Origin of the sequence: Pseudomonas siliginis, assembly GCF_024072275.1 — a bacterium.
Lineage (GTDB): Bacteria > Pseudomonadota > Gammaproteobacteria > Pseudomonadales > Pseudomonadaceae > Aquipseudomonas > Aquipseudomonas siliginis.
The window spans coordinates 2057570-2072019 of record NZ_CP099598.1; the positions used below are offsets into that span (position 1 = coordinate 2057570).

The 14450-nt window shown below is 62.7% G+C and carries 14 protein-coding genes; 6 read left to right on the plus strand and 8 right to left on the minus strand.

What is annotated here, in order from left to right:
- Nucleotides 1–16: 16 nt before the first annotated feature.
- A complete protein-coding gene (locus NF676_RS09720) occupies nt 17–766 on the minus strand; it encodes a substrate-binding periplasmic protein (protein WP_236169140.1) in 750 nt (249 codons plus the stop codon).
- Nucleotides 767–911: 145 nt separating this feature from the next.
- On the opposite strand from NF676_RS09720, the gene dnaX reads away from it, so the two are divergent.
- The 5 genes from dnaX to NF676_RS09745 all read left to right on the plus strand — a co-directional run bounded on the left by dnaX (nt 912) and on the right by NF676_RS09745 (nt 6639).
- Nucleotides 912–2984, plus strand: a complete 2073-nt coding sequence (gene dnaX, locus NF676_RS09725; protein WP_252887618.1) for a DNA polymerase III subunit gamma/tau — start codon at nt 912–914, stop codon at nt 2982–2984.
- A 66-nt stretch (nt 2985–3050) separates the two neighbouring features.
- Complete coding sequence (locus tag NF676_RS09730; protein ID WP_003223337.1) at nt 3051–3389, plus strand: YbaB/EbfC family nucleoid-associated protein; 339 nt, start codon at nt 3051–3053, stop codon at nt 3387–3389.
- Nucleotides 3390–3649: 260 nt separating this feature from the next.
- Entirely contained in the window at nt 3650–4684 is a 1035-nt protein-coding gene (gene curA / locus NF676_RS09735) for an NADPH-dependent curcumin/dihydrocurcumin reductase (RefSeq protein WP_095180857.1), read from the plus strand.
- Between the two features lie 66 nt (nt 4685–4750).
- Entirely contained in the window at nt 4751–5353 is a 603-nt protein-coding gene (recR, locus tag NF676_RS09740; protein ID WP_016773861.1) for a recombination mediator RecR, read from the plus strand.
- Between the two features lie 137 nt (nt 5354–5490).
- Nucleotides 5491–6639: an acyl-CoA dehydrogenase family protein gene (locus NF676_RS09745; RefSeq protein ID WP_252887619.1), complete on the plus strand. Its 1149-nt coding sequence runs from the start codon at nt 5491–5493 to the stop codon at nt 6637–6639.
- Nucleotides 6640–6749: 110 nt separating this feature from the next.
- Here the strand turns inward: NF676_RS09745 and NF676_RS09750 are convergent, their stop codons facing one another.
- Complete coding sequence (locus NF676_RS09750) at nt 6750–7298, minus strand: adenine phosphoribosyltransferase (RefSeq protein ID WP_024012326.1); 549 nt, start codon at nt 7296–7298, stop codon at nt 6750–6752.
- Nucleotides 7299–7373: 75 nt separating this feature from the next.
- The gene (gene fnr / locus NF676_RS09755; RefSeq protein ID WP_016773865.1) at nt 7374–8108 is read right to left on the minus strand and encodes a fumarate/nitrate reduction transcriptional regulator Fnr; all 735 of its coding nucleotides are present in this window, start codon (nt 8106–8108) and stop codon (nt 7374–7376) included.
- Between the two features lie 154 nt (nt 8109–8262).
- On the opposite strand from fnr, the gene NF676_RS09760 reads away from it, so the two are divergent.
- Nucleotides 8263–8745, plus strand: coding sequence for a hypothetical protein (locus NF676_RS09760; RefSeq protein ID WP_076566956.1), 483 nt, complete (start codon nt 8263–8265; stop codon nt 8743–8745).
- Here the strand turns inward: NF676_RS09760 and hemN are convergent.
- The 5 genes from hemN to NF676_RS09785 all read right to left on the minus strand — a co-directional run bounded on the left by hemN (nt 8742) and on the right by NF676_RS09785 (nt 14437).
- Nucleotides 8742–10124, minus strand: coding sequence for an oxygen-independent coproporphyrinogen III oxidase (gene hemN / locus NF676_RS09765; RefSeq protein ID WP_252887620.1), 1383 nt, complete (start codon nt 10122–10124; stop codon nt 8742–8744). The genes NF676_RS09760 and hemN overlap by 4 nt on opposite strands.
- A 197-nt stretch (nt 10125–10321) precedes the next feature.
- Nucleotides 10322–11005, minus strand: coding sequence for a sulfite exporter TauE/SafE family protein (locus NF676_RS09770; RefSeq protein WP_041479091.1), 684 nt, complete (start codon nt 11003–11005; stop codon nt 10322–10324).
- Complete coding sequence (gene ccoS / locus NF676_RS09775) at nt 10998–11210, minus strand: cbb3-type cytochrome oxidase assembly protein CcoS (protein WP_039763029.1); 213 nt, start codon at nt 11208–11210, stop codon at nt 10998–11000. Before ccoS ends, NF676_RS09770 begins: the two co-directional genes overlap by 8 nt.
- Nucleotides 11211–11233: 23 nt before the next feature.
- Complete coding sequence (locus NF676_RS09780) at nt 11234–13684, minus strand: heavy metal translocating P-type ATPase (protein ID WP_252887621.1); 2451 nt, start codon at nt 13682–13684, stop codon at nt 11234–11236.
- Nucleotides 13685–13897: 213 nt separating this feature from the next.
- Nucleotides 13898–14437 carry a FixH family protein gene (locus NF676_RS09785; protein WP_056784237.1) on the minus strand — a complete coding sequence of 180 codons (540 nt, stop codon included), beginning with the start codon at nt 14435–14437 and terminating at the stop codon, nt 13898–13900.
- Between the last annotated feature and the right edge of the window lie 13 nt (nt 14438–14450).

Consider the following 14450-nt stretch of genomic DNA (forward strand, 5'->3'; position numbering starts at 1 on the left):
GCCAACCCTGTGGGAGCTAGGGTGTGGTTGAAGAGGCGCCGGTGTACAACCGGATAATGTCGTCGATCTCGCCGGACATTTTCATTCGCAGCAGCGTGCGCAGGATCCGCTGCACCGGCACGTTCGGGTCGTTCCTCACATAGCAGCCGATATTCTGTTCCTGCAGCACCGCGACCCCCTGCAACTGCTGCTCCGGCAGCAGGCGTTGATTGATCCAGTCCAGTGTCCACTGATTGCTCACCGCATAGCGGTATCGCCCGGCCAGCAGCTTTTCCAGTACCTGTTCCTGATTGCGCGCGTCTTCGCGTTGCAACTGGTCGGCGTCGAACAGCGGTTGCAGGGTAGGGTAGCTGTAACCGAGGACGGTGCCGATGGCCTGGCGCGGCAGCCGGGCGGGATCGATCTGCGCCGGTTGCTCCTTGCGGCTGACCAGCAGGTCGCGCTGAAACCACAACGGCACGCTCCAGATGTAATCGCCGGACTGATTCGGCAACCACGACTGTGCGGCATAGCAGCGCACATCGATGTCGCCGTGTTCCATGGCGCTCTGTACCCGCGCGCGCGGCAGGACGACGAATTGCGCCGGCGCGCCGACCTGGGTCGCCAGGCTGAGCAGGGCGTCGTGCAGGATGCCCTGGGTCGGTCTGCCGCCTTGCAGTTGCATCATCGGCATCGCCCAACTGTCCGGCACGGCGAAGCGCAACGGCGCTTGCGCTGCCATCGCGTTGAGGCTGATACCCAGCAATGCCGCCACGGCCCACCGCATAGACGCTCCGGTAATTCCCCATCCCGAGCTGATAAAAGCCTCTGCTGATGCAGCTTAGCCATATTAGACGAGGACACCGGATGCAATTTTGCCCTTGCTCCGCTAGCATTAGCCGCTTCTGCTTCCTTCGCTGCGACGGTTTTCGATGAGTTATCAGGTTCTTGCACGTAAATGGCGTCCACGCTCGTTCCGCGAAATGGTCGGCCAGACCCATGTGCTCAAGGCTCTGATCAATGCCTTGGACAGCCAACGGCTGCACCACGCCTACCTGTTCACCGGGACGCGCGGGGTCGGCAAGACCACCATCGCGCGGATCATTGCCAAGTGCCTGAACTGCGAGACAGGTATCACTTCCAGCCCCTGCGGCGAGTGCTCGGTGTGCCGCGAGATCGATGAGGGGCGTTTTGTCGACCTGATCGAGATCGACGCCGCCAGCCGCACCAAGGTCGAAGACACCCGCGAACTGCTCGATAACGTGCAGTACGCGCCAAGCCGTGGGCGCTTCAAGGTCTACCTGATCGACGAAGTGCACATGCTTTCCAGCCATTCCTTCAATGCGCTGTTGAAAACCCTCGAAGAGCCGCCGCCCTACGTCAAGTTCATCCTGGCGACCACCGATCCGCAGAAACTTCCGGCAACGATTCTTTCGCGCTGCCTGCAGTTCTCCCTGAAGAACATGACGCCCGAGCGTGTGGTCGAGCATTTGACCCACGTCCTGACCGCAGAAAACGTACCTTTCGAAGACGACGCACTGTGGCTGCTCGGCCGCGCTGCTGACGGCTCGATGCGCGACGCCATGAGCCTGACCGATCAGGCCATCGCGTTCGGTGAAGGCAAGGTCCTCGCGACCGACGTGCGCGCGATGCTCGGCACGCTGGATCACGGTCAGGTCTATGACGTGCTGCATGCGCTGATCGAAGGCGATGCCAAGGCGCTGCTCGAAGCCGTGCGGCATCTGGCCGAGCAAGGCCCGGACTGGAACGGCGTGCTCTCGGAAATTCTCAACGTGCTGCACCGGGTGGCCATCGCTCAGGCGTTGCCGGAAGGCGTCGACAATGGCCACGGCGACCGTGATCGCGTATTGGCCCTGGCCCAGGCGTTGCCGGCCGAAGACGTGCAGTTCTATTACCAGATGGGCCTGATCGGTCGCCGCGACTTGCCGCTGGCGCCGGACCCGCGTGGCGGTTTCGAGATGGTCTTGCTGCGCATGCTCGCGTTCCGCCCGGCGGATACGGCGGACGCGCCGAGGCAACCGCTAAAGCCAGTGGGGATCAGCCAGGCCACAGTTGATTCCGCAAACTCAGTGGCTGCCGCGCCGAAGCCTGCGCCGGTGGTCGCTGCGGCTGCGGCTGCTGCGCCAGCACCCGCGCCCGCTGCCGAGCCAGAACCGGTTGTGCCGGTTGTCGAAGCGCAACCGGAGCCTGAGCCAGTCGCCGTCGAAACCGTGGTCGATCTGCCATGGAACGACCCGGTGGAAGCCGAGGCCGAGCCGGCGCCAGTTCAGCAACCCGCCGTCGAGCCGGTATTGGAAACCGCTGGCGAGCAGCCCGAGCTGCCGCCGATGCCGCTGCCGACCCCGGACAGCGTGGTGCCGGATGCGCCGGAGTGGGCCGCTGCGCCAATTCCCGAGCCGTCCGTCGCCGAGGTCGATGCCGCTACGCCGGGCATGGACATGGACGACGAACCGCCGCTGGATGAAGACTACATCGAGCCGGACATGGATTCGGCATACAGCTACCTCGACGAACTGGCCAGCGAACACGCCGCCGATCCCGAGCCTGAGCCCGAGCCGGAACCTGCCGCCGCGCCGGCCACCGGCCTGGCCCTGCAATGGCTGGAGCTGTTCCCTAAGCTGCCGATTTCCGGCATGACCGGCAGCATCGCCGCCAACTGCACATTGATTGCGGTCGATGGCGATCACTGGCTGATGCACCTCGATCCGGCCCACAGCGCACTGTTCAATGCCACGCAACAGCGTCGTCTCAACGACGCGTTGAACCAGTTCCACGGGCGCACGCTGACGCTGACCATCGAGCTGATCAAGCCCGAGCAGGAAACCCCGGCCCAGGCCGCCTCCCGCCGCCGCGCCAATCGCCAGCGTGAGGCGGAGGAATCGATCCATGGTGATCCGTTCATCCAGCAGATGGTTCAGCAGTTCGGCGCGGTGGTGCGAAGCGATACTATTGAACCTGTCGACGCCTTGGTCACCCAAGGCTAATAACTGAAGGTGCTCGGCCAAGATGGCCGGGCGCTGTTTTATCCAAGTACGTTTGAGGTGATTCCCATGATGAAAGGTGGCATGGCCGGCCTGATGAAGCAGGCGCAGCAGATGCAGGAAAAAATGGCCAAGATGCAGGAAGAACTGGCCAACGCCGAAGTCACCGGCAAGGCCGGCGGCGATATGGTCACCGTGGTGATGACCGGTCGTCACGACGTTAAAAGCGTGAGCATCGACCCAAGCCTGGTCGAAGGCCTGAGCGAAGACGACAAGGAAATGCTGGAAGCCGTGGTCGCTGCCGCCGTCAACGACGCCGTGCGCAAGATCGAAGCCAACAGCCAGGAAAAAATGGGCAGCATGACCGCCGGCATGAACCTGCCGGCGGGTATGAAACTGCCGTTCTGATTCGCCATTGCGCGGCAGATGAGCTACACAAAATGCCAGGCATTGTGCCTGGCATTTTTGTTTCTGCCTGATGGGCATGTGCCGCAGACTGACGCTTTCGCGAGCAGGCTCGCTCCCACAGGGATTGCATTTCCAAGTGTGGGAGCGAGCCTGCTCGCGAATGAAGTCACCTCGGCACAACTGAAGAAACATCGAACACACCACCGCTACCAAGGTCTGCTCCCTATACACCGAATTCCCCATTCACAGGAGACGCTGACATGTCCGACCCTCTCACCCTCAATCAACGCTTCGTCCTCGCCTCGCGCCCGAGCGGCGCGCCGACCCCGGAGAACTTCCGTCTGGAGCGCGAGGCATTGCCCGATCTGCAGGACGGTCAAGTCCTGCTGAAAACCCTGTACCTCTCTCTCGACCCGTACATGCGCGGGCGCATGAGCGACGCTCCGTCCTACGCTGCGCCAGTGCAAATCGGCGAAGTCATGACCGGTGGTGCGGTCAGTCGGGTCGAGCAGTCCAATCATCCGAAATTCCACGTAGGTGATCTGGTGGTTGGCGCCACCGGTTGGCAGAGCCACAGCATCAGCGACGGTCGCAACATCATGCCGATCCCGGCCGGCCTGCCGAGCCCGTCGATGGCCCTCGGGGTGCTGGGTATGCCGGGCATGACCGCGTACATGGGCCTGATGGACATCGGCCAGCCGAAAGAGGGCGAAACCCTGGTAGTGGCTGCAGCGTCCGGTGCCGTCGGCTCGGTGGTCGGGCAAGTGGCGAAGATCAAAGGTCTGCGCGCGGTCGGCGTGGCTGGTGGTGCCGAGAAGTGCAAATACGTGGTCGAGGAGCTGGGTTTTGATGCCTGCATCGACCACAAGGCCGATGACTTCGCCGAGCAACTGGCCAAGGCCTGTCCCAACGGCATCGACATCTATTACGAGAACGTCGGCGGCCATGTCTTCGATGCCGTCGTGCCGTTGCTCAATCCCAAGGCGCGCATCCCGTTGTGCGGCCTGATCGCCGGCTACAACGCCGCCGAGGCGCCGACCGGCCCGGATCGTTTGCCGATGCTGCAACGCACTTTGCTCACCAAGCGTGTGCGGATTCAGGGCTTCATCGTCTTTGACGATTACGGTGATCGTCAGCCGGAATTCATCAGCCACATGGTGCCGTGGGTACGCGACGGCAAAGTGAAATTCCGTGAGGACGTGGTCGAAGGCCTGGAGCAGGCGCCCGAGGCGTTCATCGGTCTGCTGGAAGGGCGCAACTTCGGCAAACTGGTGGTCCGGGTCGCCCAGGACTGAGGATTTGACGCTGGCCAGAGGCGCGGGTATAAACCGCGTCTCGTTGTTTAGTCGGACTGTTTACCCATGAGCTTCAGCCCTTTGATTCGCCAACTGATCGACGCTCTGCGCACCTTGCCGGGCGTGGGTCAGAAAACCGCTCAGCGCATGGCGTTGCAGTTGCTCGAACGTGATCGCAGCGGTGGCACCCGTCTGGCCCAGGCCTTGAGCCAGGCCATGGAAGGCGTTGGCCATTGCCGCCAGTGCCGCACGCTGACCGAAGACGACCTCTGCCCGCAATGCGCCGACCCGCGCCGCGATGACACGCTGCTCTGCGTGGTCGAAGGGCCGATGGACGTTTATGCGGTGGAGCAGACCGGCTTCCGTGGCCGCTATTTCGTGCTCAAGGGGCACTTGTCGCCGCTGGATGGCCTGGGGCCGGAAGCGATCGGCATTCCGCAACTGATGGCGCGGATTGAAGAGGCGGGGACCTTTACTGAAGTCATCCTCGCCACCAACCCGACGGTGGAAGGCGAAGCGACGGCGCACTACATCGCGCAGTTGCTCAACAACAAAGGCCTGGTCGCCTCGCGGATTGCCCACGGCGTGCCGCTGGGCGGTGAGCTGGAGCTGGTCGACGGCGGCACGCTGGCGCATTCGTTTGCCGGGCGTAAACCTATCTCCCTGTAAGTCTCTATCGCCCTTTCGGGCCACATCGCTGGCAAGCCAGCGATGGCCGCGCTGCGGTCGATCTGATTCACACAATTTCATTGATAACCAAGCAAGCGCTCGGTTAACGTCGGCGAACCCCTCCGTGGAGCTCGCCCATGCCTGCCTTTCAGGAATACTTCGACCCCAGCCACCAATTGGTCCGTGACAGCGTCAGACGTTTTGTCGAACGCGAGATCCTGCCGGACATCGATCAGTGGGAAGAAGCCGAAAGCTTTCCCCGTGAGCTGTACCTCAAGGCCGGTGCGGCGGGCATTCTCGGTATCGGCTATCCCGAGGCGCTTGGCGGCAGCCATGAAGGCGATCTGTTCGCCAAGGTCGCCGCCAGTGAGGAGCTGATGCGCTGTGGCTCAGGCGGGCTGGTGGCGGGGCTGGGTTCGCTGGATATCGGCCTGCCGCCGATCGTCAAATGGGCGCGGCCTGAAGTGCGAGAGCGGGTCGTCCCCCAAGTGCTCAGCGGCGAAAAGATCAGCGCCTTGGCGGTTACCGAACCCGGTGGCGGTTCCGACGTCGCCAACCTGCAAACCCGCGCCGTGCGTGACGGCGACTTCTACCGGGTCAGCGGCAGCAAGACCTTTATCACCAGCGGCGTTCGCGCGGATTTCTACACCGTCGCGGTGCGCACCGGTGCGCCGGGGTTTGGCGGCATCAGTTTGTTGCTGATCGAGAAGGGCGCGCCGGGGTTCAGTGTCGGTAGGCAGTTGAAGAAAATGGGCTGGTGGGCGTCGGACACGGCTGAATTGTTCTTCGACGATTGCCGCGTGCCTGTAGGAAACCTCATCGGCGCCGAGAACATGGGCTTCGCCTGCATCATGGGCAATTTCCAGAGCGAACGCCTGGCGCTGGCGCTGATGGCCAACATGACGGCGCAATTGGCGCTGGAGGAGAGCCTGAAGTGGGCGCGCGAGCGTGAGGCGTTCGGCAAACCCATCGGCAAGTTTCAGGTGATCAAACATCGCCTCGCCGAAATGGCCACGGCGCTGGAAGTGTCGCGGGAGTTCACTTACCGGCAAGCAGCGAAAATGGCGGCGGGGCAGAGCGTGATCAAGGAGATTTCCATGGCGAAGAACTTCGCCACCGACACCTCGGACCGGATCACCACCGAAGCCGTGCAGATCCTTGGCGGGCTCGGTTACATGCGTGAAAGCCTGGTGGAGCGGCTGTATCGGGATAATCGCATTCTGTCGATTGGCGGCGGAACGCGGGAAGTGATGAACGAAATCATCAGCAAGCAGATGGGGCTCTAAGTCCTGCGGTGTAGCTGCCGGCCCCTTCGCGAGCAGGCTCGCTCCCACAGTTGAAATGCATTCCCCTGTGGGAGCGAGCCTGCTCGCGAAAGCGGCCTGTCAGACGCTGCTTATTTATCGGTCAAAGCAAACTGCGTCAGGCAAAAGGTAGGAATGCCCATGTCCTGCAAGCGCTGCGAGCCTTGCAGCTCTGGCAGATCAATGATCGCCGCCGCTTCATGTACCCGCGCGCCCATGCGGCGAATCAGGTTGGCTGCTGCGATCAGCGTGCCGCCGGTAGCGATCAGGTCATCGAACATCACCACCGAATCGCCTTCACACAGGCTGTCGGCGTGCACTTCCAGAAACGCTTCGCCGTACTCGGTCGCATAACCTTCGGCCAGTACGTCCGCCGGCAGTTTGCCTTGCTTGCGGAACAGCACCAGCGGCTTGTTCAACTGATAGGCCAGTACCGAACCGATCAGAAAACCACGGGCATCCATGGCGCCGATGTGGGTAAAGTCGGCTTCGACGTAGCGATGGGCGAAGCTGTCCATCACCAGGCGCAGGGCCGTCGGCGACTGGAACAGCGGGGTGATGTCGCGAAAGATCACGCCCGGTTTCGGGAAGTCGATCACGGGGCGGATCAGAGATTTGATGTCGAAGGAGTCGAAGACCATCGGGGTGTCCTGGCAGGGCTGCAAACGGCGCAGTATACCCGCGGCTGAAACGATTCGCTCAACCGCGGGTCGTGATCAGCCTTCGATCGAACCGCCGGCCAGCGCGCACAGCTGAATCGGGTCGAGGATATGGATCTCCTTGCCCTCGGCGGCAATCAGCTCGTTCTGCTGAAAACGGGTGAACACCCGCGACACGGTTTCCACCGCCAGGCCCAGGTAGTTACCGATTTCATTGCGCGACATGCTCAGGCGGAACTGGTTGGCCGAGAAGCCGCGAGCGCGGAAGCGTGCCGACAGGTTGACCAGGAAAGTAGCGATGCGCTCGTCAGCGGTTTTCTTCGACAGCAGCAGCATCATTTGCTGGTCGTCACGAATCTCGCGGCTCATCACCCGCATCAACTGGCGGCGCAGTTGCGGCAATTGCAGCGCGAGTTCGTCGAGGCGTTCGAAGGGGATTTCGCAGACCGAAGTGGTTTCCAGCGCCTGGGCCGAGACCGGGTGTTTTTCGGTGTCCATGCCCGACAGTCCGACCAGTTCGCTCGGCAGGTGGAAACCGGTCAGCTGTTCTTCGCCGGCATCGCTCAGGCTGAAAGTTTTCAGCGCACCAGAGCGGACTGCATAAACGGAATCAAAGGTGTCGCCCTGGCGGAACAGGAATTCGCCTTTCTTCAGCGGGCGGCCGCGTTTAACGATTTCGTCGAGCGCATCCATGTCTTCCAGATTCAGAGAAAGTGGCAGGCAGAGCGGGGCCAGGCTGCAATCCTTGCAGTGGGCCTGGTTGTGAGCGCGCAGTTTGACTGGCTCGGACATTTCTTCAATCCTTGTGGGAAAACACACATAAGCCGTAAGGGTAACCCACGGGAGGACATTCAGGCCAGCACGTGGCGGCGTTGTCCTACAGACATAAAGCCGCAGCACCGGCGGCCGATAACCCGCTATCAGCACTCAACCAAGGAAGGCCCCGATGACCGCCATTGGTACGCTAAGCCCCGGCAGCAGCGGCGTTGCCGCTTCGCCGGAGATGACCAGCACCGACGCTGCAATCGATCGCGATGAAGACTTGTCGCACACGGCAACCCCGACCTTGGTCGAGGGCGTCAAAGTGTCGCTGTCCGGCGCGGCCATCGCCAAATCCGCCGCTGTCGGTGGCGAGAACAGCGACATCGACAACAGTGGCTTACCGGAGAACATCCAACAGTTGCTGAAGATGATTCGCAAGATTCAAAAAGAAATCATCGAGAAAAAAGCGCGCATGGCGGCGGTCATGTCAGACAGAACCCTCTCCAACGAGGAAAAGATCAACAAGCTCGCCGCACTGCGGGGCGCCATCGCCGCCCTCAACAGTGGCCTGATCACCGCCAACCTCGCCCTGTCGAAAGTCATGAACCAGTCGGCGCTCAATCCTGACCAGAACCTCAAAGTCGGCTCGTTGCTGACCAAGCCTTAAATCACCCGCGAGAAACGCTGGCGGTTCTGCTGCTCCAGGTACGCATCAAAGACCATGCACACCGAGCGCACCAGCAATCGGCCCGCTGGCAACACCTCGATGCGCTCGCGCTCGAGCCTGATCAGGCCATCCTCGGCCATACCTTGCAACTGCGGCCAGAGCGCGCCGAAGTAGCCTTGAAAATCGATGTTGAACTGCTGCTCGATCTCGGCGAACTCGAGTTTGAAATTGCAGATCAGCTGCTGAATCACTGCGCGGCGCAAGCGGTCGTCGGCGTTGCACACCAGGCCGCGACTGGTCGCCAGCTGCGCGCTGGCCAGGCTGTTCTGATAGGCAGTGAGGTCGCTGCTGTTCTGGCAGTACAGATCGCCGATCTGGCTGATCGCCGACACGCCCAAGCCAATCAGGTCGCAATGGCCGTGGGTGGTGTAACCCTGGAAGTTGCGTTGCAGGGTGTGCTCTTCCTGGGCAATCGCCAGTTCGTCATCGGGCAGGGCGAAGTGGTCCATGCCGATGTAACGGTAGCCGGCAGCGGTCAGTTGCTCGATGGTGCGCTGGAGCATTTCCAGCTTGTGCGCCGGGCTCGGCAGTTCGCTGCTGTTGATTCGCCGTTGCGGCATGAAGCGTTCCGGCAGGTGCGCGTAATTGAATACCGAGAGGCGATCCGGTTGCAGGCTGATCACTTCCTCGACGGTGCGGGCGAAATTGTCGGGCGTCTGCTTGGGCAGGCCATAAATCAGATCGATGTTGATCGAGCGAAATTGCAGGGTTCGCGCCGCATCGATCACCGCGCGGGTTTCTTCCAGGCTTTGCAGGCGATTGACCGCGCGCTGCACCGCCGGGTCAAGATCCTGCAGGCCAATGCTGACCCGGTTGAAACCCAGTTCGCGCAGCAGGCCCATGGTCGACCAGTCAGCCTCGCGCGGGTCGATTTCAATGCCGTAATCGCCCGAGTCATCGTTGAGCAAATTGAAATGCTTGCGCAGGTGCGCCATCAGCTGGCGCAATTCGTCGTGGCTGAGAAAAGTCGGCGTGCCGCCACCGAAATGCAGCTGCTCGACGGTTTGCGCCGGGTCGAGGTGGCAGGCAATCAACTGGATTTCCTGCTCGAGCCGTTGCAGATACGGCTGCGCACGGCCGCGATCCTTGGTGATGACCTTGTTGCAAGCGCAGTAGTAACAAATGTTCGCGCAGAACGGCACATGCACGTACAGCGACAACGGCCGCTGGGCCTTACGGCTGTCGCGCAGGGCATGGAACAGGTCGAAAGTGCCGACCTGCCCGTGAAATTGCACGGCAGTCGGGTACGAGGTGTAGCGTGGCCCCGCCAGATCGTAGCGGCGGATCAGATCAGAGTCCCAACGAATGGCGTCGAGCATGCGGGCATTCCCCCGGATAGGCTGGCAGTGTGGCGAGTCTAGGGGAGTGCGTTACAGGGCATCTTGATTTGCATCAACGGCGAGGATTTGTGTTGTTCGTGCGGGCGTCTTCGCGAGCAGGCTCGCTCCCACATTGGATTTGCAGCGTACTCAAGACCTGTGGGAGCGAGCCTGCTCGCGAAGGCCGCGCCACACATTTAATGGCCCATAAGCCAATGCTGATGCGGGCCGGGAAGGGTCCACAGGCCAAACAGGATCACCAGCAAGCCACCCGCCATGCGCACGCTGCGTTTGCGCAAGATCGCGGTCACCCGTTCAGCCGCCAGCCCGGTGGCCAGCAGCACCGGCCAGGTGCCGAGGCCGAAAGCGAGCATCAGCAACGCACTGTCCAGCGCATTGCCCTGACTCGCGCTCCACAGCAAGGTGCTGTAAACCAGCCCGCACGGCAGCCACCCCCACAGCGCACCGAGCAGCAAGGCACGCGGCAGGCTGGAAACCGGCAGCAAGCGATTCGCCACGGGTTGAATAAAACGCCACAAGCCACGCCCGAGCGCTTCGATGCGCGTCAACCCGCTCCACCAGCCGGCGAGGTACAAACCCATGGCGATCAGCAGCAAACCGGCCAGCACGCGCATGAACAGCGCCGCCGGGCTGTTGGCGACTGCCCAGCCGGCCAGACCGATGAGCAACCCCGCCGTGGCATAACTGAGAATCCGCCCGAGGTTGTACGCCAGTAACAGGCGAAAGCGCCGGCTGCGCTGCTCCTTGGGGATCGCCAGGGTCAGCGCGCCCATCAGACCGCCGCACATACCCAGACAGTGGCCGCCACCGAGCAGGCCGAGGATCAGCGCCGAGACCAGCAGCGGCGCCAGTTCAAGCATGGGGTGGCGCCTTGTCGTCCGGTTTGCCGGCGTTGGCTTCGTCCACCGCAGCGGTGTGGTTGGGGTCCTGATCGTCAAAAAGGATGCTGTGTGCCGGGCCGTCGAGGTCGTCGTACTGACCGCTGTCCACCGCCCAGAAGAAGATGTACACGGCGATGGCGACGATGAGCAAGGCAGCGGGAATCATCACATAGAGAGCTGGCATCGGTAACTCCAGGCCCGCGCGGCTCAGGCCGGCAGCGGGCGGGTTTGGGTCGGGCTGCTGGCGGCCGGCGCGCTCGGCAGACGAGTCAGGCGCAGGGCGTTGAGCACCACGGTCAGCGAACTGATCGACATGCCGACCGCCGCCCACACCGGAGTGATCCAGCCGAGGGCGGCGAACGGCAACATGAGGCCATTGTACAGCGCTGCCCACAGCAGGTTTTCGATGATTACCCGGCGCGTGCGTCGCGCCAGCGTGAAAGCTTGCACCAGAGCGTCGAGGCGATTGGACAGCAACACTGCATCGGCGCTGGTTTTCGCCAGATCGGTGGCCGAGCCCATGGCCACGCTGATATCGGCCGCAGCCAGCACCGGCACGTCGTTGACGCCGTCGCCGAGCATCAGCACCTTGCGCCCTTCCTTGTGCAGTTGTTGCAGCACTTGCAGTTTGTCATCGGGGCGCAAGCCGCCACGGGCCTCGTCGATGCCCAGTTCGGCGGCGACACTGGCGACCATCGGCGAACTGTCGCCGGACAACAGCAAGGTGCGCCAGCCCCGCGCTTTGCAGGCCGCGAGCAGGGCGGGGGCATCGTCACGCAGGCGATCGTCGAGGACGAACCATGCCAGCGGCCCCTGAGTGTCGGCGAGCAGCAACCATTGTCCGGCCTCATCAGGCATTGACGGCAGTGCCGCGCCGCTCAGGGCACAGGCGAACGGCGCCTGACCGATGCGCAAGCGTTGCTCACCGACCACGCCTTCCAGGCCCAGCCCCGGTGTACTGTGAACGTCCTCGGCGGCCAGCGGCGCGCGACCGAAAGCGCGGGCGATCGGGTGTTCCGAACGGTTTTCCAGCGCAGCGGCAAGGCTCAGGCATTGCTCGCTGTCGAGCGCGCCGAGCGGGCGAATCGAGCGCAGCACCAAGCGGCCTTCGGTGAGCGTACCGGTCTTGTCGAAAATCACCGTGTCGATCTGGTTCAAGCCTTCCAGCACATGGCCGCGTGTCAGCAGCAGGCCGAGTTTGTGCAGGGTGCCGGTGGCGGCGGTGAGGGCGGTCGGCGTCGCCAGTGACAGCGCGCACGGGCAGGTCGCCACCAGCATGGCAAGGACGATCCAGAACGCCCGTGAGGAATCCAGTTGCCACCACAGCACGCCGATCACTGCCGCCGCAATCAGCGAAAGCAGCAGGAACCATTGCGCGGCGCGGTCGGCGATTTCTGCCAGACGCGGTTTCTCCGCCTGAGCGCGATCAAGCAGGCGCACGATCGCGGAGAGACGCGTGTCCTGTCCCAGCGCCTGCACTTGCACGGTCAATGCGCCTTCGACATTGAGCGTGCCCGCAGTAACAGCATCGCCGAGCGTGCGTGGCTGCGGCAGGTATTCGCCAGTCAGCAGCGATTCGTCGATGCTCGACTGACCGTCGATGATCTTGCCGTCAGCCGGCAGAATCGAGCCCGGCTGCACCAGAATCCGCTCGCCCACGCGCAACTCGCTGAGCAGGATGCGTTCGCTCTGACCGTTGTTATCCAGGCGCAGGCACGAGGCGGGCAACAGGTTGACCAGTTGCGCGGTGGCAGCAGCGGTGCGTTCGCGGGCGCGGCGTTCCAGATAACGCCCGGCGAGCAGAAACAGCGCGAACATGCCGACCGCATCGAAGTACAGCTCGCCGACCCCGGTAATCGACGTCCAGATCCCGGCGATGTAAGCGCTGCCGATCGCCAGTGAAACTGAAACGTCCATGGTCAGGTGGCGGGTACGCAAATCGCGCATTGCGCCTTTGAAGAACGGCGCGCAGCTGTAGAACACGATCGGTGTGGTCAGAAACAGCGCGACCCAGCGCAGGATCGTGTGCAGCTCGGGACTGAGGTCGATGTTGAATTCCGGCCAGGTGGCCATGGTCGCCATCATCGCCTGAAACCACAGCAGTCCGGCGACGCCGAGTTGGCGCAGGGCCAGGCGATTCTCACTGGCCAGTTGTTCGCTGGCGCGGTCGGCCTGGTACGGGTGGGCGGCGTAACCGATGTGGCGCAGTTCGGCGAGGATCTGGCTCAGCGGCAATTGCGCGTCGGCCCAACGTACGTGCAAGCGATGGTTGGACAGGTTCAACCGCGCTTCGGCGATGGCGGGCAGGGTGCGCAGGTGTTTCTCGATCAGCCAGCCGCAGGCGGCGCAACTGATGCCTTCCATCAACAAGGTGGTTTCGGCCAGATCGCCTTCGTGGCGCACGAATGGTTGCTGCACGTCGGCGCGGTCGTACAGCGCCAGTTCATCGCTCAGTTGCACCGGCAGCGCTTCGGGATTGGCCGAGGCTTCGCTGCGATGCTGGTAATAGCTTTGCAGACCACCGGCGACAATGGCTTCGGCCACCGCCTGACAGCCCGGGCAGCAGAACTCGCGGGCCTGCCCGAGGACGACGGCGGTGAAGCGGCTGCCGGACGGGACGGGCAGGGCGCAGTGGTAGCAGGGAACTGGGGTGGTCATGGCATTGATGAGGGTATGAGCCCTTGCATTGGGGGTGTTCGCTTGCCCTCACCCCAGCCCTCTCCCGGAGGGAGAGGGAGCCGATCGGTGTAAGCCTGAAGAGCGGCTTCAGTCGCTGACATTGTCACTGTCATACGCCCCGCTTCCAAGCAACCGAGATCAGTCCCCTCGCCCTCCGGGAGAGGGCTAGGGTGAGGGGCTCTTGATTTTGATTCACTTCTTCAGGTCTTCCGCACCCTGCAGTGGCTCATCCCCCAGCAGCAGTTCCTTGTCATGGCTGACCAGCTCTTCTTCAAACATGCGCCACACGTGCTCGTCCTGGCTGCCGAGCAACTCGACAAAGCGCCGCCCTTCGACCTTGTCGCTTAGCTGGCCGATGTAGCGCCCGCTCTCGCTGCCACTGCGGGTCAGAACGATCTTGCGATCCTTTTCCGGCTGGGTCGGCGAGATCAGGTTCAGTTCCAGGGTTTGCGGCTGGCTGTCACCGTTCAAGCGCAGATCGACTTCACCGGTCACATCATCCAGATGCACCGCCGCACGCAGCTTCAGGGTTTGCGCCAGCAGCTCGCGATCCAGTGAACGGTTGATGCCTTTGCCCGCCTCGTAGTAGTTGTCGTTGACCAAGTTGTCCGGGTTGTTCACCGCGATGGTCACCATCGACAGGGTCAAGGCCACCGAGCAGGCCAGAATCGCGATGATGATCCACGGCCAGAGGTGCTTGTACCAGGGACTTGCGGCGTTTGCAGCGGGCATGTTCAAAATTCTC

Bases quoted from the DNA above. Each gene is read 5' to 3' on its own strand.
- NF676_RS09745 (WP_252887619.1), top strand. From the start codon at position 5,491: ATGCCTGCCTTTCAGGAATACTTCGACCCCAGCCACCAATTGGTCCGT.
- fnr (WP_016773865.1), bottom strand. From the start codon at position 8,108: ATGTCCGAGCCAGTCAAACTGCGCGCTCACAACCAGGCCCACTGCAAG.
- NF676_RS09770 (WP_041479091.1), bottom strand. From the start codon at position 11,005: ATGCTTGAACTGGCGCCGCTGCTGGTCTCGGCGCTGATCCTCGGCCTG.
- NF676_RS09750 (WP_024012326.1), bottom strand. From the start codon at position 7,298: ATGGTCTTCGACTCCTTCGACATCAAATCTCTGATCCGCCCCGTGATC.
- NF676_RS09720 (WP_236169140.1), bottom strand. From the start codon at position 766: ATGCGGTGGGCCGTGGCGGCATTGCTGGGTATCAGCCTCAACGCGATG.
- curA (WP_095180857.1), top strand. From the start codon at position 3,650: ATGTCCGACCCTCTCACCCTCAATCAACGCTTCGTCCTCGCCTCGCGC.
- NF676_RS09780 (WP_252887621.1), bottom strand. From the start codon at position 13,684: ATGACCACCCCAGTTCCCTGCTACCACTGCGCCCTGCCCGTCCCGTCC.
- NF676_RS09785 (WP_056784237.1), bottom strand. From the start codon at position 14,437: ATGCCCGCTGCAAACGCCGCAAGTCCCTGGTACAAGCACCTCTGGCCG.
- recR (WP_016773861.1), top strand. From the start codon at position 4,751: ATGAGCTTCAGCCCTTTGATTCGCCAACTGATCGACGCTCTGCGCACC.
- hemN (WP_252887620.1), bottom strand. From the start codon at position 10,124: ATGCTCGACGCCATTCGTTGGGACTCTGATCTGATCCGCCGCTACGAT.
- ccoS (WP_039763029.1), bottom strand. From the start codon at position 11,210: ATGCCAGCTCTCTATGTGATGATTCCCGCTGCCTTGCTCATCGTCGCC.
- dnaX (WP_252887618.1), top strand. From the start codon at position 912: ATGAGTTATCAGGTTCTTGCACGTAAATGGCGTCCACGCTCGTTCCGC.
- NF676_RS09730 (WP_003223337.1), top strand. From the start codon at position 3,051: ATGATGAAAGGTGGCATGGCCGGCCTGATGAAGCAGGCGCAGCAGATG.
- NF676_RS09760 (WP_076566956.1), top strand. From the start codon at position 8,263: ATGACCGCCATTGGTACGCTAAGCCCCGGCAGCAGCGGCGTTGCCGCT.